The sequence below is a fragment of the Acinetobacter uliginosus genome (genome assembly GCF_044130295.1).
GTDB lineage: Bacteria > Pseudomonadota > Gammaproteobacteria > Pseudomonadales > Moraxellaceae > Acinetobacter.
Map to the genome: position 1 here is coordinate 1 of NZ_JBIQOC010000084.1, position 19,977 is coordinate 19,977.

The 19,977-nt window shown below is 35.7% G+C and carries 17 protein-coding genes and 1 pseudogene; 14 read left to right on the forward strand and 4 right to left on the reverse strand.

All coding sequences use genetic code 11. The annotated features are described in order from the left end of the window. Window positions 1–122: 122 nt before the first annotated feature. Window positions 123–809 (forward strand): annotated as a pseudogene (locus ACE01T_RS14230) (IS982 family transposase); the annotation flags it as partial. 83 nt (window positions 810–892) lie between these two features. Here the strand turns inward: ACE01T_RS14230 and ACE01T_RS14235 are convergent. Genes ACE01T_RS14235 through ACE01T_RS14245 form a run of 3 tightly spaced genes read right to left on the reverse strand, consistent with a single transcriptional unit; the run spans window position 893 to window position 4,640 of the window. Continuing rightward, entirely contained in the window at window positions 893–3,088 is a 2,196-nt protein-coding gene (locus ACE01T_RS14235; protein ID WP_395519509.1) for a polysaccharide biosynthesis tyrosine autokinase, read from the reverse strand. A gap of 18 nt (window positions 3,089–3,106) precedes the next feature. Beyond that, complete coding sequence (locus ACE01T_RS14240) at window positions 3,107–3,535, reverse strand: low molecular weight protein-tyrosine-phosphatase (protein ID WP_395519510.1); 429 nt, start codon at window positions 3,533–3,535, stop codon at window positions 3,107–3,109. A 1-nt stretch (window position 3,536) separates the two neighbouring features. After that, window positions 3,537–4,640 (reverse strand): polysaccharide biosynthesis/export family protein, encoded by a 1,104-nt coding sequence (locus ACE01T_RS14245; RefSeq protein ID WP_395519511.1) that lies wholly within the window; start codon window positions 4,638–4,640, stop codon window positions 3,537–3,539. A 309-nt stretch (window positions 4,641–4,949) separates the two neighbouring features. Between ACE01T_RS14245 and tviB the strand changes: the two genes are divergently transcribed. The 13 genes from tviB to ACE01T_RS14310 all read left to right on the forward strand — a co-directional run bounded on the left by tviB (window position 4,950) and on the right by ACE01T_RS14310 (window position 19,698). Next, the gene (tviB, locus tag ACE01T_RS14250) at window positions 4,950–6,248 is read left to right on the forward strand and encodes a Vi polysaccharide biosynthesis UDP-N-acetylglucosamine C-6 dehydrogenase TviB (protein WP_395519512.1); all 1,299 of its coding nucleotides are present in this window, start codon (window positions 4,950–4,952) and stop codon (window positions 6,246–6,248) included. A gap of 28 nt (window positions 6,249–6,276) precedes the next feature. Further along, window positions 6,277–7,224, forward strand: coding sequence for a Gfo/Idh/MocA family protein (locus ACE01T_RS14255; protein WP_395519513.1), 948 nt, complete (start codon window positions 6,277–6,279; stop codon window positions 7,222–7,224). After that, entirely contained in the window at window positions 7,224–8,123 is a 900-nt protein-coding gene (locus tag ACE01T_RS14260) for a DapH/DapD/GlmU-related protein (RefSeq protein ID WP_395519514.1), read from the forward strand. The genes ACE01T_RS14255 and ACE01T_RS14260 overlap by 1 nt, the downstream gene beginning before the upstream one ends. Continuing rightward, complete coding sequence (locus ACE01T_RS14265; protein ID WP_395519515.1) at window positions 8,116–9,207, forward strand: DegT/DnrJ/EryC1/StrS family aminotransferase; 1,092 nt, start codon at window positions 8,116–8,118, stop codon at window positions 9,205–9,207. The genes ACE01T_RS14260 and ACE01T_RS14265 overlap by 8 nt, the downstream gene beginning before the upstream one ends. Beyond that, window positions 9,200–10,309 carry a glycosyltransferase gene (locus ACE01T_RS14270; protein WP_395519516.1) on the forward strand — a complete coding sequence of 370 codons (1,110 nt, stop codon included), beginning with the start codon at window positions 9,200–9,202 and terminating at the stop codon, window positions 10,307–10,309. The genes ACE01T_RS14265 and ACE01T_RS14270 overlap by 8 nt, the downstream gene beginning before the upstream one ends. After that, window positions 10,310–11,473 (forward strand): glycosyltransferase, encoded by a 1,164-nt coding sequence (locus ACE01T_RS14275; protein ID WP_395519517.1) that lies wholly within the window; start codon window positions 10,310–10,312, stop codon window positions 11,471–11,473. It abuts the gene before it with no gap. Next, window positions 11,466–12,770, forward strand: a complete 1,305-nt coding sequence (locus tag ACE01T_RS14280) for a flippase (RefSeq protein ID WP_395519518.1) — start codon at window positions 11,466–11,468, stop codon at window positions 12,768–12,770. Before ACE01T_RS14275 ends, ACE01T_RS14280 begins: the two co-directional genes overlap by 8 nt. Beyond that, window positions 12,760–13,956, forward strand: a complete 1,197-nt coding sequence (locus ACE01T_RS14285; RefSeq protein ID WP_395519519.1) for a glycosyltransferase — start codon at window positions 12,760–12,762, stop codon at window positions 13,954–13,956. The genes ACE01T_RS14280 and ACE01T_RS14285 overlap by 11 nt, the downstream gene beginning before the upstream one ends. After that, entirely contained in the window at window positions 13,957–15,225 is a 1,269-nt protein-coding gene (locus ACE01T_RS14290; RefSeq protein WP_395519520.1) for an O-antigen ligase family protein, read from the forward strand. Continuing rightward, window positions 15,219–15,827, forward strand: coding sequence for a sugar transferase (locus ACE01T_RS14295; RefSeq protein WP_395519521.1), 609 nt, complete (start codon window positions 15,219–15,221; stop codon window positions 15,825–15,827). The genes ACE01T_RS14290 and ACE01T_RS14295 overlap by 7 nt, the downstream gene beginning before the upstream one ends. Beyond that, on the forward strand, window positions 15,827–16,480 hold the full coding sequence (locus ACE01T_RS14300) for an acetyltransferase (RefSeq protein WP_395519524.1): 654 nt from the start codon (window positions 15,827–15,829) through the stop codon (window positions 16,478–16,480). The genes ACE01T_RS14295 and ACE01T_RS14300 overlap by 1 nt, the downstream gene beginning before the upstream one ends. 31 nt (window positions 16,481–16,511) lie before the next feature. Continuing rightward, window positions 16,512–17,681, forward strand: coding sequence for a DegT/DnrJ/EryC1/StrS family aminotransferase (locus tag ACE01T_RS14305; protein WP_395519522.1), 1,170 nt, complete (start codon window positions 16,512–16,514; stop codon window positions 17,679–17,681). A gap of 142 nt (window positions 17,682–17,823) precedes the next feature. Then, window positions 17,824–19,698, forward strand: a complete 1,875-nt coding sequence (locus ACE01T_RS14310) for a polysaccharide biosynthesis protein (protein ID WP_395519523.1) — start codon at window positions 17,824–17,826, stop codon at window positions 19,696–19,698. 128 nt (window positions 19,699–19,826) lie between these two features. On the opposite strand, the gene ACE01T_RS14315 is transcribed toward ACE01T_RS14310, so the two are convergent. Continuing rightward, window positions 19,827–19,977, reverse strand: a 151-nt coding sequence (locus tag ACE01T_RS14315) for a transposase domain-containing protein (RefSeq protein WP_019838351.1), incomplete at its 5' end; no start/stop codon positions are given.

Consider the following 19,977-nt stretch of genomic DNA (forward strand, 5'->3'; position numbering starts at 1 on the left):
CTGATTATTTGTAGTCATAAATTTAAGTCCCCACTTGTTTCTAAGTGGGGACTAAATTAAGGCTTATAGGATGAATTCAGAAGGTGTGTTCAGCGGACGCTTACGATCATTCTCAATGAAGAGTTTCAGAAATCATGCTTATCGCCATTTTGTATAAATGCTCTCATTTCAATAATTTCAAAGCATTTTTTTTTATTAAAATACCATCACAGTCAACTCTTTAGAGATTTACCCTGTTACCAGAGGATGGGGTATCTCATCAGAGCATATCGATTGGCACGGCATACTTTTTTTGCCTTGATGAAAGATTGTCAGATCAGTTATTTATGGATCGATTCGACTACGCTACCTGTATGCAAAAATCAGCGTATTCAACGGCATAAATCTCTAGCAGCGATTGCAACACGCGATAAAAGCTCAATGGGCTGGTTCTTTGGCTATAAGCTGCATTTAATCATGAGTCAGTCAGGCGAGCTTGTCAGTACAGCTTTATCGAATGGGCATACAGCAGATATTAAAATGGTTGAACGGTTGGTAGAAGGATTAAAAGCAAAGCTCTATGCTGATCGTGGCTATATCAGTCAGGAATTGAAGAGCAGATTAAAGTCACAACGTACTGATTTAATTACCTATCACTGAAAAAATATGAAATCTGTACCACTCTCAATATCAGATGAATATCACCTAAAACAACGAAATAAAATAGAGACTTTATTCAGTCTGTTAAAAGGGAATGTCATTTGGTGACGAGTAAAGCGAGAAGCATTGAAGGCTACTTAGTTGGAATTTATGCCTCTTTATGTGCTTAACAATTATGCCACCAAAACAAGCCAACCATTCGAGTAAGGAAATGATTGGCTTAAGCAGGATTTTGAGTATGAATAAAAAAGATTTAATCATTGTCTTTTGAGGCTTTATAATCATAAGTATAGCCATAGCCATAGCCATAGCCATAAGCGCCCGAGCCACGTTGAATATCATTTAGAATAAAGCCATTGACCTTAACATTGACTTGTTCAAAACGATTGACAGTTAATTCCAGTTGTTTGATCTGTGATTTTGCATATCGTACGATGACTAAATTCACACCCGCATATTGTGAAATGATAATACTATCTGTTACTGCCAGTACAGGTGGGGTGTCGATAATAACATGATCATAACGGGGTGAAATTTGCTCTAGCAGTTCCGAGAATTTTGCCGAACTTAAAAGCTCTGAAGGATTCACCGGACTTTTGCCACGAGTAATCACATCCAGATGGGGAACATCAGTAGATTTAACAATACCTTCAAGTGCTTGTTGACCATTTAAATATTCAGCCAAACCGGATTGGTTGTCCTGATTAAAATATCTGTGTAAATAACCACGACGCATATCCCCATCAATAATTAATACCCGCTTATTACTTTGCGCCAAAATTGTCGCCAAGTTTGCAGAAATAAAAGATTTACCTACTTCAGGGGAAGGACCAGCAATCATGATGATATTGTTTTTGGCTTTACTTAATGCAAAGTGAATGGCGGTACGCATACTGCGTAAGCTTTCAATCGCAATATCATCGCTATTTTTAATGGCTAAGATAGGAATGTGCTTTTTCTTTTTCAGAAGCTTAATCCGACTTTCTTGAATCGGTGAACGTGGAACAGTGGCATAGACCGGCAAATCCAGTTCATTTTCAATTTGATCAGCATCTTTAATCCCTGAGCGCATCATATTGCGTAATAAAGCCAGTAAGGTTCCCAAGAAACCACCCAGGAATATGGCCAAAATTAAAATTTGCAGTTTCTTTGGTTTAATAGGTTCAATTGGCAATACAGCTGTATCTACAACCCGGACATTGCCAATTTCACCAGCTTTGGCAATACGCAATTGCTGGTATGAGTTAAGCAGGGCCTTATAAAGCTGCTGTTTGACTTCAACTTCACGGTAAAGCTGTAAATAGCGGCGTTGCAAGTCTGGCAACTGTTTTAAGGTGCCATTCAGCTCGGCAATTTTCTTATTGATTGCGCCCAGTTGAGCATTCATTTGCTGCATCACCGGATGTTCATTGGTGTATTTTGCAGAAGCTTCCGCCAGTTTTTGTTCTAATTCAATACGAGTTGTTTCTAACTCTATATTTTGCGTTAGATATAGCTCGGACTCTTTTGTAATATCTACAGTATTATATTGTTGACGAAATCTATTAAATTCTAGTTCTGCCACATCTAATTGTTGGCGAAGTTTAGGTAATTGTTCATCTAAGAATTTTAGGGTTTGAGCTGTTTCTGCAGAGCGACGTTCAATATTTTGCTGATTATAGGTAACTAAAATGGCATTCAATATCTGTGTAATATGCTGTTTATCTGAACCTTGATAATTAAGTCCCAGTACACCAGTCATTTTCCCTTTTTCCATCACCGAGTAATTGCTAAGAATCAATTTCACCGCAGCAGGTAAGGATTGTTTCTGAATCAGATAAGGTACATCCAACCGGTCTTGAGTAAAAATGGCAACTTTCCAGCGCCCATATTCAGACTGTAACTCACTGGTTTGATTGAGAGGGGCAGAGAATATTACTTGATTTGTTTTTTCATCAGTAATTGTGTATTTATTTTGATAAAAATTCAGTAATAAATTTTTATCTTTAAAATAATCAGGTACTTCAAAATGTTGAATATCAAATTTTTTTTGGTTGTCTTTAAATATAACTGACTTTTCAGTATATTTTGTAGAATATTCATGTTTTGCTAAAAGTCTATTCCAGATAGTATCTTCCGTGCCTGACACTTGAATATTTAAATTTAAATGATCAATGACGGTGCCTAATATTAAACGGGATTTTAAAATTTCAATTTCAGGCTGTGCAGGGGAGTTTTGGTCTAGGACTTTTGATAGTTCTTCTCCTAGTAGAGCTGTAGATGTACCTCGTTTTTGCTCAATTTGAACGAGAGCATCCACTGAATAGGTATCCGGAGTCATTCTTAAATATAACAGTGCACAAACCAGACTTAAAATGATGCAGAGTGCGATAAGTTTCCATTGAGCAATGAGTGAAAAGAATAGTGCTTTTAAATCAATGGTATCTTCAGTATTGGTATTTTGGCTCATAATTTTGCTATCAAAAAGTTAAATATGTTGTGTCCAGTCGCTAATACAAGCTTGTATTAACTGACAGGTTTTATCAAAGACCAATTGCTCATGCTGGAAGGGGTCAGGAACGTTTCTGCCTTGCCAATGTCCTAAGCGGAAAGTTTTTCCTTTCGCAAAAGGCCATGTTTGCTCTACATGCTTTTGCTGATTTTGACTCATTACTAAAATCAGATCGGCCTTTTTAATCAGGTCCGTATTCAACTTTTTGGCACTATGAGCACTCATATCAATACCCAAACGCTGCATACAAAGTGTAGCCTTTTGATCTGCAGGATGGCCGGTTAAACCGGAAATCCCGGCAGACTCGATATAAAGCCGCGGATACTGCTGTTTTAATAAATACTCAGCCATTGGACTACGACAGATATTGCCTACGCAAACAACAAGAATATTCTGAATATTCATATTAATTGCCTAAACTATTAGCCGTATTAATCAGACTAGAAAAAGGAATAACCTGATTAACCACACGTTGCCAACGAGCAAGTCCAGAAGCATCGACATATACAATATCATTACTGCGCATTTTGAACTGATTGGCTAAGCCAAAGTCAGCTATACTAGTCAAGTCCATATGATACACTTCGGTATGTGCGCTATTAGGTTGACTACGTACCACATAAATTTTACTGCGACTAGCTGATAGAGGATTTAAACCTAAACTTTCACCTAACACATCACTTAGGCTCATGCCTTGTTCACGCATAGAAACAGCTCGGTTATTTCCAGACTCTCCCATTACATAAACTTTTTGATTTTCACGGGCATTTACATATAAGGTATCATTTGGTTGAATTATTAAGTTATGTAGAGAATAACCTGCTTTTTCTAATTCTAAAGTATTAAGATAATAACTTTGACCATCTCTTACTAATATTAAGGAAGTTTTATCCCCTGTTTCAGAGTTAATACCTCCGGCCATACCTATAGCCGCATAAAGACTAAGAGGTTGGTCACTTAAAAAGAATCGACCACTCTGTTGTACATTTCCTTGTACTGAAAAATACTTACCTTGATATGCTAATACTCTTATTATTACATCAGGAGTTCTTAAATATCGTGACAGTTGATTACGTAATTCAGTATTCACTTGAGAAAGAGACTTTCCAGCCACTTTATAGCGCCCAATAATTGGGAACTGAATATAACCATTTTGATCTATTTGATAACCGTTCGCTTGTGCTGATTGATTATTACTTATATTTGATGTCTGAGGGGTTATTTCTGGATAAGCCCATAAATAAATGGATAGTATATCTCCAGGACTCAACTTATAATTTTTGGTGGAATTATTAAATAAATGTGCATAATTTTGATGAATGTTGATTTCAGCAGGTTGTGCTGCGAATAACGATTCTTGAGTGAGTTGAATCACATTGACTTGTGTGCCTAAATCAGTTTGATAAACTCCTTCCTTTGGCAAATCATAAGTTTGTAAACCGGAAGTGATCGCACAGCCTGATATGAAGCAACTTACAATCAATAAAGCAGTATATTGAATTATTCTCACTCTAAACCCTATTGTAAAAATTATTAGAAAATTTACTTATGCTATTCTACCTTTCTAATTACAAAAAAAAAATAATAAATTGTAATCTATTTAAGGTGAATAAATAGATGATATATACTCATACGAATCTGAATGTTGGCTTTAACTTTAAAGAGATAGGAGAATTTCTTCTTATTCAGAAAATTGAGTATTTTTTTATTGATTTATATATAAAATTAGTAATAAAAAATCCTTAATTTTTCTGGTATAGTTCTAGTCGTTTTTCATTTACTTACACTCTTAGATTATATAAATAAGCAAGGCTCAAAAATGCTAACTTTGTCAGAACTCAAGATTGCCGTGATTGGTTTAGGCTATGTCGGCTTACCTTTAGCGGTAGAATTTGGAAAAAAAGTGCCTGTAGTGGGTTTTGATATCTACCAAAAACGAATTGATGAACTCAAAAATGGCCAAGATCATACTTTCGAAGTTTCCCAAGAAGAATTAAAACAAGCTAATCAACTGAGTTATTCTGCAAATTTTGAAGATTTAAAGAGCTGTAATTTTTTTATTGTCACTGTGCCTACACCCATTGACAATGTTAACCGTCCTGATTTGACCCCATTACAAAAAGCCAGTGAAACTATTGGCAAAGTGCTAAAAGCTGGGGATGTTGTGGTTTATGAATCGACTGTATACCCAGGTGCTACTGAAGAAATCTGTATTCCAGTTTTAGAGAAAGTATCAGGCCTTAAATTTAATGAAGATTTCTTTGCTGGCTATAGCCCTGAACGAATTAATCCGGGTGATAAAATAAATACCCTAACTAAAATTAAAAAAATCACCAGTGGCAGTACGCCGATCGTTGCTGACTTGGTAGATGCTGTTTATAACAGCATTATTACAGCAGGTACACATAAAGCTGCAAGTATTAAAGTAGCAGAGGCTGCAAAAGTCATTGAAAATACGCAACGTGATTTGAATATTGCCTTGGTAAATGAGTTGTCAGTAATTTTCGAGCGTCTTGGAATTGATACTATAGATGTTTTAGAGGCAGCTGGCAGTAAATGGAACTTCTTGCCTTTCCGTCCCGGTTTGGTTGGGGGACATTGTATTGGGGTGGATCCATATTATTTAACCCATAAGGCGGAAGAAGTTGGTTACAACCCACAAGTGATTTTGGCTGGTCGTCGTATTAATGACAATATGGCACGTTATGTGGCACGTGCGACAATTAAAAGAATGGTCAAAAATAATATTGATGTGACTCAAGCAACTGTTGGTATTTTAGGGATCACTTTTAAAGAAAACTGTCCAGATATTCGTAATAGTAAAATTGTAGATGTGATTAAAGAGTTTGAACAATGGGGAATAAAAGTATCTGTGTGTGACCCTTGGGCAGATACTGAAGAAGTTAAGCATGAATACGGTATTGAGCTGGTACAGGTAGATGCTGAACATCCTGTAGATAGTTTAATTGTTGCTGTTGGACATCATCAATTTCGCGCTTTAAGTCCTGAGCAATTACGTGCCTTTGTAAAAACTGAACAACCTGTCTTGGCAGATGTAAAAAGTCTGTTTAATCAAGATGACATGACTGCTCAAGGCTTTACAGTTTTCCGTCTTTAATTTAGAAATTTAAAAGAAGTTATTTATCATGAAAAAATTTGCCCTTATTGGTGCTGCGGGATATATCGCTCCACGTCATTTAAAAGCGATTAAGGAAACCGGGAATACTTTATCGGCTGCAATGGATGTAAATGATTCTGTGGGTATTATGGATAGTCATTTTCCAGAAGCAGAGTTTTTTACCGAATTTGAAGAATTTGAAGCATATGTGGAAGATCAAAAATTAAAAGGTGAAAAGCTGGATTATGTTGCGATATGTTCACCAAACTATTTACACGCGCCGCATATGAAATATGCATTAAAAAACGGCATTGAAGTGATTTGTGAAAAGCCGTTAGTTTTAAACTCTGAAGATTTAAATATGCTAGCAGAGTACGAAAAACAATATGGTGCAAAAGTAAACTCTATTCTTCAATTGCGTTTGCATCCCTCTATTATTGCATTACGTGACAAGGTACAAGCAGCACCAACAGATAAAGTCTTTGATGTTGATTTAACGTATCTGACTTCACGTGGTAAGTGGTACTTAAAATCTTGGAAAGGCGTAGACAAAAAATCGGGTGGTGTAGCAACTAATATTGGTGTTCACTTCTACGACATGTTGCATTTTATTTTTGGCAAAATTGTAAAAAATGAAGTGCATTTTCGTGATGAAAAAACAGCATCAGGTTATCTGGAATATGAACGTGCCCGTGTACGTTGGTTCTTGTCGATTGATGCCAAGAACTTACCAGAAAATGCGGTACAAGGTGAAAAATTAACCTACCGTAGTATTACCATTGAAAATGAAGAACTTGAATTTTCAGGTGGTTTTACAGACTTACATACGCAAAGTTACCAGCGTATTTTGGAAGGTAAAGGCTATGGTGTGGAAGAAAACCGTGCTGCAATTGAAACGGTTGAAGTGATTCGTGTTGCTCCAGTTGTTGAAAATCCAAGTAACCCACACCCTTTATTAGCAAAGGTGAAAAACTAATGAAAATTACAAATGATGTGGTTTTACAAGCGACTCACCAGCTTTTTCAAAATATGTTTAATTATGATGATGTGGGGTTATTAGTTACTACCTCAGAAAATAACTTGTTATCATTCATTGAGGATCAAAAGTATGTGCCTCAATTAAATAGTAATAATAGTATAAAAGGTATTTTTTGTACTCAAGAAATTGCTTCAAGTGGTTTAATTCGAGCAGATATTGATTTAATAGTAGTTGATGAGCCAAAGTGGTTTTTTTTCTCTATTGTTGATTACTTGGCGAAAAACCAGGAAAGACAGACAACAATTATTGACTCTAGTAGTGAAATAAGCTCCCAAGCGTATATTAGCCCTGTAGGAGTTAAAATTGGTAAGAATTGCCAAATTGATCCAAATGTAACAATTCTCTCTGATGTAACTATTGGAGATAATGTCATTATTCGTGCTGGTAGTGTACTTGGTACTGATGGATTTGAGCATAAAAAGACTACTCGTGGAATTTTATCTGTAGCACATAATGGTGAAGTTATTATTCATGATAATGTTGAGATTGGTGCGAATAGTCATGTAGCAAAAGGATTTTCATATCGACCAACAATAATTGGTGAAAGTACCAAATTAGATGCCTTTATTCATTATGCGCACGGTGTGCAGTGTGGAAAAGAATGTTTAATTGTTGCTCATGCGATGATCGGAGGAAATGTAGATATTGGTAATAATGTTTGGATTGGCCCTTCTTCAGTGATTACGAACCGTATTGTATTGGAAGACAATTGTTTTATTACTTTGGGGGCAGTTGTAACTCGTGGCGTAAAACAGGGTGAAACTGTGACGGGTAACTTTGCTATACCACATCAAAAGTTTTTAAAGAACTTTAAAAGGTCTCTTAGCAATGATTGAATTTATTGATTTAAAAGCACAGCAGTCACGTATTAAAGCTGAAATTGATGCAGGTATTCAAAATGTATTGGCGCATGGTCAGTATATTCTTGGTCCTGAAGTTAAAGAGCTTGAAGAAAAACTGGCAGCCTATGTCGGTGCAAAATACTGTATTACCTGTGCTAATGGTACTGATGCTTTACAAATTGCACAAATGGCATTTGGTATTGGTCCAGGCGATGAAGTCATTACTCCTGGATTCACTTATATTGCGACTGCTGAAACAGTTGCTATATTGGGTGCAACACCTATTTATGTAGATGTGAACCCAAAAACCTACAACTTAGATGTAGAAAAACTAGAAGCAGCTATTACACCACGCACTAAAGCCATTATTCCAGTAAGTCTGTATGGACAATGTGCTGATTTTGATGCGATTAATGCAATTGCGGCTAAATATAATATTCCCGTGATTGAAGATGCTGCGCAAAGTTTTGGTGCGACTTATAAAGGGCGTAAAAGCTGTAATTTAAGTACCGTGGCATGCACTAGCTTTTTCCCAAGTAAGCCTTTGGGTTGTTATGGTGATGGTGGTGCTATTTTTACTAACAATGAAGAGTTAGCGAAAGTGATTCGTCAGATTGCACGTCATGGGCAAGACAGACGTTATCACCACATTCGTGTTGGGGTGAATAGTCGTTTAGATACGTTGCAAGCGGCTATTTTGTTACCCAAACTGGCAATTTTGGACGATGAAATGCAGGCACGTCAGCGTGTAGCGGATACTTATACTAAGCTTTTCAATGAAGCAGGTATTTTAACAACTCCGTTTATTGAAATGCATAACCAAAGTGCATGGGCGCAATATACGATTCAAGTAGATAATCGTAGCGAAGTACAAGAGAAGTTGAAATCTCAGGGTATTCCGACTGCGGTGCATTATCCAATTCCCTTAAATAAACAGCCTGCTGTAGCAGATGATAATGCAGTGTTATCTGTAGGTGATTTGGTCGCTGAACGTGTAATGAGTTTGCCGATGCATCCTTATTTGACTGTTGAAGCGCAAGAGAAAATTGTAAGCTCATTTGGAGCTCTACATGACTAATAATGAAGAATTACGTGTTTTATTAGTAAGTGATATGGGGAAAGTTGGTGGAACAGAAATAGCAACTTATATCACAGCCAAAGAACTGAAATCATATGTTCAAGATGTTTATGTCTTGGGTAAGAAAGGCCCTTTATCTGAATCGATTAATCAATTAGATATTAAACAGTTTGATGTAATATCTCATACGAAAAATCCAATAAAAATATTGCAATACATATTAAAAGTTATTTATGTGGTAAATAAATACCATGTTAATGTGATACATGCACAAATGGCTAGGCCTATACCTATGTTATGGGTGGCTAAATTTTTTTCAAAAAATAAAAATCTAAAAATATTCTGGACCTCTCGAGGGTTAAATCACTCAACTTATAAATATGTTGTACCTTTATTTAATAGAATGGATATTAGAGGGTTGGGTAATTGTAAATTAGAACAAAAAAAATTAATTCGATATGGATTTGAACCGCTACATACATCTTATGTTTATAATGCTTATCGATTAAATCCGGATACTGCACCTAAAGAAAAATTGTCTAAAAATTTTATTACAGTTGGCACATTATCGGCTTTAAGAGCGGATAGGTGTGTGGATTTATTTTTAGAAATAGCTAAATATATAAATGAGTCCAAAGAATTTCCGCAAAATATTCAGTTTATTATTGGTGGTGATGGACCGCATAGAAAAGAATTGGAATGTTTAGCTGAGAATATGAATATTCAACATAAAATCAGCTTTATGGGCAATATTGTGGATGTTGAAGATTTCATGCAAAAGGTAGATGTTTTTGTTAGCCCTATTGTTGTAGATGGTGATTCTGGTGCAGGGGTATCTAATGCAATTGTAGAAGCAATGCTAACAAAAACTCCAGTATGTGCCTATGCTGCTTCAGCTATTGGTGAAATTGTCATTAACAATCAAACGGGTTGTTTGGTTGAGCCGAGAAATACCGAAGCTATGGCAAAAGCAATCTTACAAACGATTGAGAATAAACAGCAAACTGAAATATATGTAGAAAATGCTTATAATTTGATTATAAAGGAATGTGACCCTCAAAATTATGCAAAAAAATTAATTTCTTTATACGAGGAATTATAAATGCATGTTTTGATTTTACCATCTTGGTATCCATTAAATAACGAAGACTTAAATGGCTGTTTTTTCAGAGAGCAGGTACATGCCCTGTCAAGAGCTGGGATACAAGTTGGTGTTGTTGCTCCGCAGTTTAGGTCTTTGAGACAGGGTGTTAAGGCAATTACAGGAAGTTATGCAACAGAAATCTGGATGGATAATAATATTCCAACCTATTTTAAACATGGTGTATTTTGTTTTCCTAAAGTGCCATATTTAGATCTACATAGATGGGTAAAAGCAGGTCTAAAGCTTTTTGAAAGATATATTAAAGAGCAAGGGAAGCCTGATGTTATCCATGTACATAGTTTATTATTGGCAGGACCGTTGGCCCTTGAAATACATAAAAAGTATAATATACCTTATTGCGTGACAGAGCATAGTTCTACATTCGCACGAAAACTGATTTCTGATTGGCAGTGGGGCTATCTTACGCAAGCAGCTAACTCTTCAAATTTTTGTTTTGCTGTTAGTCAAGCATTGGCAAGTTTATTGGAGAAAAAACTTTTAAATACTGAATGGAAAGTTTTACCAAACTTATTAGATAATCAGTTTTCTAAAAGCAGTTCACTATTCAAAAAAAAATACCAATTTTGTGCCGTAGCAAGACTGCACCCTAATAAAGGTTTTGATATTTTACTTAAAGCTTTTTCTATAGTGTATAAGGAAAAACCTGAAGTTAAATTAATATTAGGTGGTGATGGTCCCGAAAGAGAAAATTTACAAAAATTAGCTCAAACCCTAAATATTGAAGAAGCTGTCACATTTGCAGGAGCATTGCCTAGAGAGAACGTGCGACTACTTATGGCAGAAAGTATATGTTTTCTCCTTTCTAGTCATGTAGAAACATTTGGTGTTGTTGTGATTGAGGCATTATCACAGGGTACACCTGTCGTTGCTACTAAATGTGGTGGGCCAGAATCCATTATAGTTTCTGGAGATGGAATATTAGTTGAAGTTGCGGATGCGAATGCTTTAGCTCAAGCTATGAAAGAAGTAGGGGAAAATCCTGAATTATACGATTCCGACTCCATTCGACAAAGATGCTTAGAGCGTTTTTCAGAAAAAGCTTTTATTTCAAGAGTAAAAGAAATATATAAGCACTGTATTGCAGAGAGTATCAATGCTTAAACTAGTTTCAACAACTTTTTTTAGACAGATATTTGCAGGTCTTTGTCAAATTTTAACTTTGATTATAATTGCTCGTACTTTAAATGTAGGGGGAATGGGACAGTATACATTAGCAATTCTAATACCATCTTTATTATCTCAAGTTCTAAGTTTTGGCTTGCAAAGTGCTAATATTTTTAGTATTGGTAGAAACAAGGTAAAAGAAGCAGAGGTATTGTATGTGAACTTATTAAGTTTACTGATAATATCAATAATAGGCACAATAGGTTGTTGTATTTTTTTATCTTTTTATGCTAACTGGGCCTTTCCTCAAATACCGGTAGATTTATTATATCTAGCAACATTATCATTAACTCCCTTAACGTTTACTACAGTATTGCCTTCAATATTACAAGCAACTCAAAAGTTTAATATTTTTAATATTATTTGTATTCTACAACCTGTGCTTATGCTTCTAGTTACCTTGGGTGTAATAATATTTTATTCCGATATTTTAAGTATGCTTTATGCTTATACTCTCGCTAATTTTATTACATTTTTTATTATTATAATTGTTTTATTGAAAAATATTGAGATTAGAACCTACTCATTAATAAAATTTTATAAGGAATTTATGGGTTATAGTGTTAAATCTCATCTAAGCAATATTGTAACTTTATTGAACTATCGTTCTTCTTTGTTTATATTAGGTTTTTTCACTTCACCCGCTTTGGTTGGTATATACACTGTAGGCTTACAATTGGTAGAGAAATTATGGTTACCATCACAGGCTGTGAGTACTATATTTTTACCTAAAATAACTCATAATTTAAATGAAGAAAATTCTAAAGATTTGGCAAAATCGACTATAGATATTGCAAGAATAACTCTGTTTTTTACGTTTTTATTAGGTTTTATTTTTTCATTACTGTTGCCTATTCTGATAAATTTATTTTTTGGTGTTGAATATATTCAGTCTATAGTAGTGGCATTATTATTACTCCCAGGTATATTGGCTTGGACCCCGTCTAGGATTTTAGCTAATGACTTAGCAGCTCGGGGGTTGGCAAATATTAATTTGCATAATGCTTGTTGGGTATTGCTAATTAATGTGATTTTAAGTCTGTTTTTAATTCCTTATTTGGGTGTTAAGGGAGCAGCTATAGCTACCTCAATAGCTTATTTTTCTGATTTTTTATTACGTGCATATGCATTTAATAAAGTAACTGGTGTGAAAGTTATTAGAAACCTAATACCTCAATCAACTGATTTGCAAGTTATTAAAAATTCAATTAAAGGATTGAGAAATGCTAATTAAAAAACATATTTTGATAGTTGCACCTTATATTACATTTCCAAATGAACCTGGAGCCAATCGTTTTATCGCTGTTGCTAAAAAATTGAGTCAAAAATATAGTGTAACTCTTGTCACGAGTAAATTTTGTCATATTTTAAAGTCTATTCGTGCTCAAAATCCAAACATGCAAGATTTTAAAGTTATTTTGATTGATGAACCCGGTTATCAAAAAAATGTATCTTTTAAAAGATTGTTAAGTCATCATATTTTCTGTAAAAAATTTGAACAATTTCTGGCCTCATATAATCAACCTATTGATCTGGTATATTCAGCTTATCCGCTAATAAAAACTAATTATATTTTAGGGAGATATAAAAAAAAATATGGATATAAATTAATTATTGATGTACAGGATATATGGCCAGAAGCAATATCAGGACCAATTCCTATATTCTCAAATGTTATAGTTCAAAAAATATTATCTCCTATTACTAGATATGCAAATACCACCTATAGTTTGGCTGATGGTTTGGTCGCAGTTTCAAATACATATTTAAAAAGAAGTGATGTCAAAAATCTTGATGATAATTTAAAAAAAGTCGTCTATATTGGTGCAGATAATTTACATTTTGAAAACTATTATAAAGAGCAGAAAGTACAGAAAATTATTGCAACATATATAGGAACAATGGCTGGTAGTTATGACCTTGATACTGTAGTTAAAGCTGCTGCTTTATGTCATGAATATATAGATATACAATTTATAGGCACAGGACCACATGAGAAAAATCTAGTGGATTTAAATAGAGAATGTGGGGGGTATGTAAAGTTTTTGGGCATTAAATCTTATAAAGAGGCAATGAAACTTTTGGTTAGCTCAGATATTGCTATTAATCCAATTAAAGAATCTGCTCAACAATCTATTACTAATAAACTATCAGATTATTTTTGCTGTGGGTTACCTATTATAAGCTGCCAGCAATCTGAAGAAGTTAAGGAATTGCTAGCTTTGGGCGGTGGAGTGCAATATTGTGCAAATAATGCTGCAGATTTAGCTAAACAGTTAATTAGGTTATCACAAGATCGTGAAACTCTAGAGAAAATGTCATTAGTAAATCAAAATATTGCAAAAGAAAGATTTCTAAGAAGTATTTCTTATAATGAAATTTCTCATTTAGTTGATAAACTTATTTTTAGTGATAAATAGATGAAAATAACTCAACATCAATTATATGGTTTATTACTTTATGTTAGTTCTAGCCTAATTTTAGTAGGACCATCTTTATCCACAAAATTAGGTATCCCTAGACTTGACACTGCACTTATGCCTTTATTCCTTGTGCTAAGTTTAGTTGGCATTTTTTTTAATAAATTATCTAAAGATGCTTTTATTATTTTAGCATTTTCACTTATCATGTGTTTATTTTCATTTAACTCTTTAATACTTAATTTTAATATTGAAAATTTATTAGATTATTCTTTTTTTTATTTCTTTATTTCTTTATTTCTTTATGGAATTATATATTTTGAAGATAATTGTTTGATAAAAATTAGACAGTTTTTAGTTTTTTTATCTTCGATTATTTTAATAGGTTTTTTTTTAGAATTGATCTTTAAAGTTCAATTAGTTATCGGCAATGAAGAGTTGGAAGTATCGGAAGGTGCTTTTAAGGGGGTTTTCTTTAATACTAACGATCAAGCTGTAATTTCGACATGTTTTAGTGCATTAATTACTTTCTTTTTTATTCTAAATGAACATAATAAAAAAATTAAAGCTTTAGGTTATTTTTTAGTACTATTATTGGGAGTTGTAGTTTTTATTAGTGCCTCACGTGCCGCTATTGTAGGATATACTACCATTCTATTTTTAGTATTATTCTTGAATTCAAAATCTTATATTAAGGTTTTATATTCTATTTTAGGTATAGTATTTTCTAGTTTTCTCTTTAATCCTAATTTTTTAAAACCAATTTTTAATTTCTTAGTTAATTTTAATTGGCTAGAGCGTTCTGTAGTAAGGCTTGAATTAGCAATATTTGCCTTGGATGAAGATAATTCAGTCACTTATAGAACTGAAATTTATAAAAAATTTTTTGAAAATTTTAAAATTTTATGGGTTGGATATGGTCCACGAAATTATCAAGAATACTTTAATTTAAATCCTTTAAGTTATTCATTGGGTTATAAAAATCCCCATAGTTTTTTTATAGAAATGTATTTGGCATTTGGTCTTTTTTCTTTTATTACTTCATTAGGCTTGATATTTTGCTCTTTATGGATAATTTTAAAAAATAAATTTTTAACGTTAAATCAAAAAATATTTTTTATCTTCAGTGTAATTTTGTTTTGTTGGCTGGTATGGATTCCATCATCTATACTTAGACTGCCATTTATATGGTGTCTGATACTTTTTATAGTCATTTATTCTATACATTATAAACGTAGTCACCTAAATATTTCGAGTTCAAAATGCTAAAACGTCTCCTCGATATTATTATCGCTTCAATAGCACTTATTCTGCTTTCTCCACTTTATGCTTTTGTTGCTTACAAAGTGAAAAAAAATCTGGGCTCTCCGGTCTTGTTTCGCCAGGTGCGTCCCGGTTTACATGGCAAGCCCTTTGAAATGATCAAGTTCCGCACCATGAAAGATGCTGTGGACGAGCAGGGGAACCCATTGCCGGACAGTGAACGTCTAACGCCTTTTGGTCAAATGCTACGTTCTACCAGTCTGGATGAAATGCCAGAATTGTGGAATGTGATTAAGGGTGATATGAGTATAGTGGGTCCGCGTCCCTTACTGATGGAATACTTACCTCTCTATAACCAGGAACAAGCTAAGCGTCATAATGTACGCCCTGGTATGACCGGACACGCGCAAGTGAATGGTCGTAATGCTATAAGCTGGGAAGAAAAGTTCAAGCTGGATACCTGGTATGTCGAAAATCAGTCCACATGGCTCGACTTTAAAATCATGCTGAAAACTGTGCAAAAAGTAATTGCAAAAGATGATATTAGTGCAGAAGGTGAGGCGACAATGACACGTTTTACAGGAACACAAAACAAGGATGAAACATGATGACAGCTTTATATATTGGTGTTTATGGCGCAAGTGGTTTTGGTAAAGAGGTCATGCCTCTAGTTCGCCAGCAATTTCCGACTTTAGCCAAAGATAGCTTTGTTTTTATTGATGATGGACAAGCCGGCAATAGTTTAAATGACTATGCCGTTTTAAGTTATCAGGATTTTCTTGCTAAACCGAATACTCATAAGGCTGTAACGATTGCTATAGCAAATAGTCAAGTTCGTGAAAAACTGGTCCAGCGTTTAAATGAAGACCACATTCAGCATTTAGATATTCATGCAGGTAATACAGTTATTCTAGATGAAGTGAGTATCGGTGAAGGAAGCTTACTTTGTCCTTTCACCTGTCTGACGTCAAATATTAAAATTGGAAAATTCTTTCATGCCAATATTTATAGTTACGTAGCGCATGATTGCATTATTGGCGATTATGTTACCTTTGCTCCCGGGGTAAAATGCAACGGCAATATCCATATTGAAGACCATGCCTATATTGGGACAGGTGCTGTGATCAAACAGGGGACACCAGACCAACCTTTAATTATTGGTCAAGGTGCAGTTGTGGGCATGGGGGCAGTGGTCACCAAAAGCGTACCGCCTGGCGTGACAGTAGTCGGCAATCCGGCACGAATTTTAGAGAAAAAATAAGTTTTTGAATTTTAAAAAATCAGGAAACATCATGTTAAATACTGCATTTGAACCATGGCCAAGTTTTACCCAAGAAGAAGCGGATGCTGTTTCCCAGGTTTTATTGTCCAATAAAGTAAACTATTGGACAGGGCAAGAGTGCCGTGAGTTTGAAAAAGAATTTTCCCAGTTTGCAGAAACCAAATATGCAGTGGCTTTGGCCAATGGAACGGTAGCACTCGATGTGGCTTTAAAGGCACTGGGTATTGGTGCAGGGGATGACGTGATTGTAACCTCTCGCACCTTCTTGGCTTCGGCTAGTTCCATTGTCACGGCTGGGGCAAATCCTATTTTTGCCGATGTCGAGCTGGACTCCCAAAATATTTCCCGTCGTACCATTGAAGCAGTATTGACCCCGAATACCAAAGCCATCATCTGTGTACATCTGGCAGGCTGGATGTGTGATATGGATCAGATCATACAGTTGGCTGAAGAGAAAGGCCTGTATGTGATCGAAGACTGTGCACAGGCGCATGGGGCAAGATACAAAGGCAAATCTGCCGGTTCAATCGGTCATGTCGCGGCCTGGTCCTTCTGTCAGGATAAGATTATGACCACAGGTGGTGAAGGTGGCATGGTCACCACCAATGACGAAACCCTGTGGAAAAAAATGTGGTCCTATAAAGATCATGGTAAGAACTTTGACAGTATCTATAACAAGCAGCATCCACCAGGTTTCCGCTGGCTGCATGACTCCTTTGGCACCAACTGGCGCATGATGGAAATGCAGGGTGTGATCGGCCGTATCCAGCTGAAAAAAATGCCGGAATGGACTGCAAAACGGCTTGCCAATATGCAGAAAATTTATACCGCATTTGCAGACAGCCCATATTTTACTGTCCATCGCCCATCCGATGACTATGTACATGCTGCTTATAAATGTTATGTGCAAGTCAATATCGATGCTTTGCCTGAAGGTTGGTCACGTGACCGGATCATGCAGGAAATCAATGCACTGAATGTGCCTTGTTTTAGTGGTTCTTGTTCAGAAGTCTATTTGGAACATGCGTTTGATGGCACGCCATGGCGTCCGGCACAGCGCCTGCAAAATGCGCAGAAACTCGGTGAAACCAGCCTAATGTTTTTAGTGCATCCAACTTTAAGTCAAGAAAATATGGATAAGACTGTAGCGAGCATTCAGCAAGTGATTAAGCAAATTTAAATATTTTATGAACCAAGGAGAGTAAAATATATACTCTCCGTATTATGTTAAATATTCATTAAATGCTAGGAATTAAGCTGTCATGAACGATGATCCAAGCTAGCCTGGCTAAATTATAGAATTGAAAAAAGAAGCTTTTACCGTGAAATCACTGATTGTTCCATTTGCCACTGCGCCAAGACATGTAAAACAAGGCTTTCTTATCGCTTTAGATTTTGTGATCTTTCCTGTACTTATTTGGCTTTGCTATGCTATTCGTAAGTTTGATTTGGGTACAGAAGTTGTTCCTAACTTGGCTTTTGGTACTTTATGGGTCAGTTTTTTAGCGGTTCTGGCTTTATCACTTTGTGGTGTTTATCGCTTTATTGTTCGTACCTTTAATGAAGCTTTTATTATAAAGCTTGCCATAGCGACTGTGCTAACTGTCATGGGGCTATATGCAATGGCATATTTTACCCCGGCATTTATCCCTACATCTATTCCAATGATGTTTGGTTTTTTGATGTTTAGTTGGATATGGGTAAGTCGTGGCATTATTCGTACTGTAGTGAAGTCTTATTTACAATCGGATATTCCACGTAAACGTGTGGCTATTTATGGTGCTGGTAATGCAGGGCAACAGGTTGCTGCTACACTTTATCGTTCTGATGAACATTTTCCAGTATTTTTTATTGATGATGATATTTCTTTATCAGGTCAAATGATTGGAGGATTAAAAGTTTATCCGCCTGCACATGCTTTAAATTTATTTGCCAAACAACATGTAGATGAAATACTCATAGCTTTGCCTTCAGTTAATCGCATCCGTAAAAATGAAATTGTCAAACTTCTTCAACCTGCGCATCTTAAAATTACTGAAATTCCCGGTTTAACTAAATTAGTTGATGGCGAAATTCGTATTTCAGATATTCAAGAGATTGATATTATTGATTTATTGGGGCGTGATCCCGTTCCACCAATTCAGGAATTATTGGCTAAAAATATTCAAAGTAAAGTGGTCATGGTGACGGGTGCGGGCGGCTCTATTGGTTCAGAATTGTGCCGACAAATTATTAAAAATCAGCCTAAGAAACTGGTGATTTACGAACTGACTGAATTTGCTTTATATAGTATTGATAAAGAATTGAACTTAAATACCCATATTGAAATTATTCCCATTTTGGGTACGGTGCTGGATCAAGCCAAACTGGAACGCATCATTGAGCAATATGGCATTCAAACCGTTTATCATGCTGCTGCTTATAAACATGTGCCTTTGGTAGAATGTAACCCGATTGCGGGTTTAAAAAACAATGCGATTGGTACAGCATTTAGCTTAAATGCTGCAGTGAAAAAAGGGGTGGAAACTTTTGTACTGATTTCAACCGACAAAGCCGTGCGCCCTACCAACGTGATGGGTGCATCAAAACGTATGGCAGAGTTGTATTGCCAGGCTATGGCAGAAGCACAAGACCGGACTCAAATCAGTATTGTACGTTTTGGAAATGTGCTGGGTTCTTCTGGCTCAGTCGTACCATTATTTAAGCAACAAATTGCTAAAGGTGGTCCAATTACCGTGACTCATCCGGAAGTCACTCGTTACTTTATGACCATTCCAGAAGCTTCACAGCTGGTGATCCAGGCTGGTGCATTGGGTAAAGGCGGTGATGTGTTTTTGCTCGATATGGGCGAACCGGTTCGTATTCAAGATCTTGCACGGCAAATGATTTCTTTAAGTGGATTAACAGTTCGTGAAACAGGTTCACAAAAGGGCGATATTGAAATTCAATATTCCGGTTTGCGGCCAGGTGAAAAGCTCTATGAAGAATTACTGATCGATCAAGAAAACACCGAAATTACTCAGCATAGCCGTATTCTTAGATCTTTTGAAAAGCATTATGCACTGGATGAACTGCTTCCTGTGTTTGATCGCCTGAATACTTTAACGGCGATCCCGGAAGATATTGATTGGGCTTTACAGCGTCTGGAACAGTATGTCGATGGTTATCAACGTGGTAAAGAGATAAAAGTAAATTAGGGGGTATTTACTTGGATACATCCCAATCTATCCGATAAGCCTTAATTTGGTCCCCATTTGAAAATAATTGGGGACTTAGTTCATGGCCATAAATACCGTAAGCGTCCGCTGAATCCCATGCCTATTTTTTAATTTTGGTCGGATTTCCAGCGGTGTGGCAGTAATTCTTCTATTTGGGTCACTTTATGCGTCGGCAGCCTTTTCAGCACATCACTTAAATAGGCATACGGATCCAGTCCATTCAGCTTTGCTGACTGGATTAAAGTCATGATATTGGCA

What these genes read in the sequence shown, in the direction of transcription:
- tviB (WP_395519512.1), top strand. Translation starts at nt 4,950, where the DNA reads ATGCTAACTTTGTCAGAACTCAAGATTGCCGTGATTGGTTTAGGCTAT.
- ACE01T_RS14235 (WP_395519509.1), bottom strand. Translation starts at nt 3,088, where the DNA reads ATGAGCCAAAATACCAATACTGAAGATACCATTGATTTAAAAGCACTA.
- ACE01T_RS14290 (WP_395519520.1), top strand. Translation starts at nt 13,957, where the DNA reads ATGAAAATAACTCAACATCAATTATATGGTTTATTACTTTATGTTAGT.
- ACE01T_RS14280 (WP_395519518.1), top strand. Translation starts at nt 11,466, where the DNA reads ATGCTTAAACTAGTTTCAACAACTTTTTTTAGACAGATATTTGCAGGT.
- ACE01T_RS14295 (WP_395519521.1), top strand. Translation starts at nt 15,219, where the DNA reads ATGCTAAAACGTCTCCTCGATATTATTATCGCTTCAATAGCACTTATT.
- ACE01T_RS14285 (WP_395519519.1), top strand. Translation starts at nt 12,760, where the DNA reads ATGCTAATTAAAAAACATATTTTGATAGTTGCACCTTATATTACATTT.
- ACE01T_RS14270 (WP_395519516.1), top strand. Translation starts at nt 9,200, where the DNA reads ATGACTAATAATGAAGAATTACGTGTTTTATTAGTAAGTGATATGGGG.
- ACE01T_RS14240 (WP_395519510.1), bottom strand. Translation starts at nt 3,535, where the DNA reads ATGAATATTCAGAATATTCTTGTTGTTTGCGTAGGCAATATCTGTCGT.
- ACE01T_RS14275 (WP_395519517.1), top strand. Translation starts at nt 10,310, where the DNA reads ATGCATGTTTTGATTTTACCATCTTGGTATCCATTAAATAACGAAGAC.
- ACE01T_RS14260 (WP_395519514.1), top strand. Translation starts at nt 7,224, where the DNA reads ATGAAAATTACAAATGATGTGGTTTTACAAGCGACTCACCAGCTTTTT.
- ACE01T_RS14300 (WP_395519524.1), top strand. Translation starts at nt 15,827, where the DNA reads ATGACAGCTTTATATATTGGTGTTTATGGCGCAAGTGGTTTTGGTAAA.
- ACE01T_RS14305 (WP_395519522.1), top strand. Translation starts at nt 16,512, where the DNA reads ATGTTAAATACTGCATTTGAACCATGGCCAAGTTTTACCCAAGAAGAA.
- ACE01T_RS14265 (WP_395519515.1), top strand. Translation starts at nt 8,116, where the DNA reads ATGATTGAATTTATTGATTTAAAAGCACAGCAGTCACGTATTAAAGCT.
- ACE01T_RS14255 (WP_395519513.1), top strand. Translation starts at nt 6,277, where the DNA reads ATGAAAAAATTTGCCCTTATTGGTGCTGCGGGATATATCGCTCCACGT.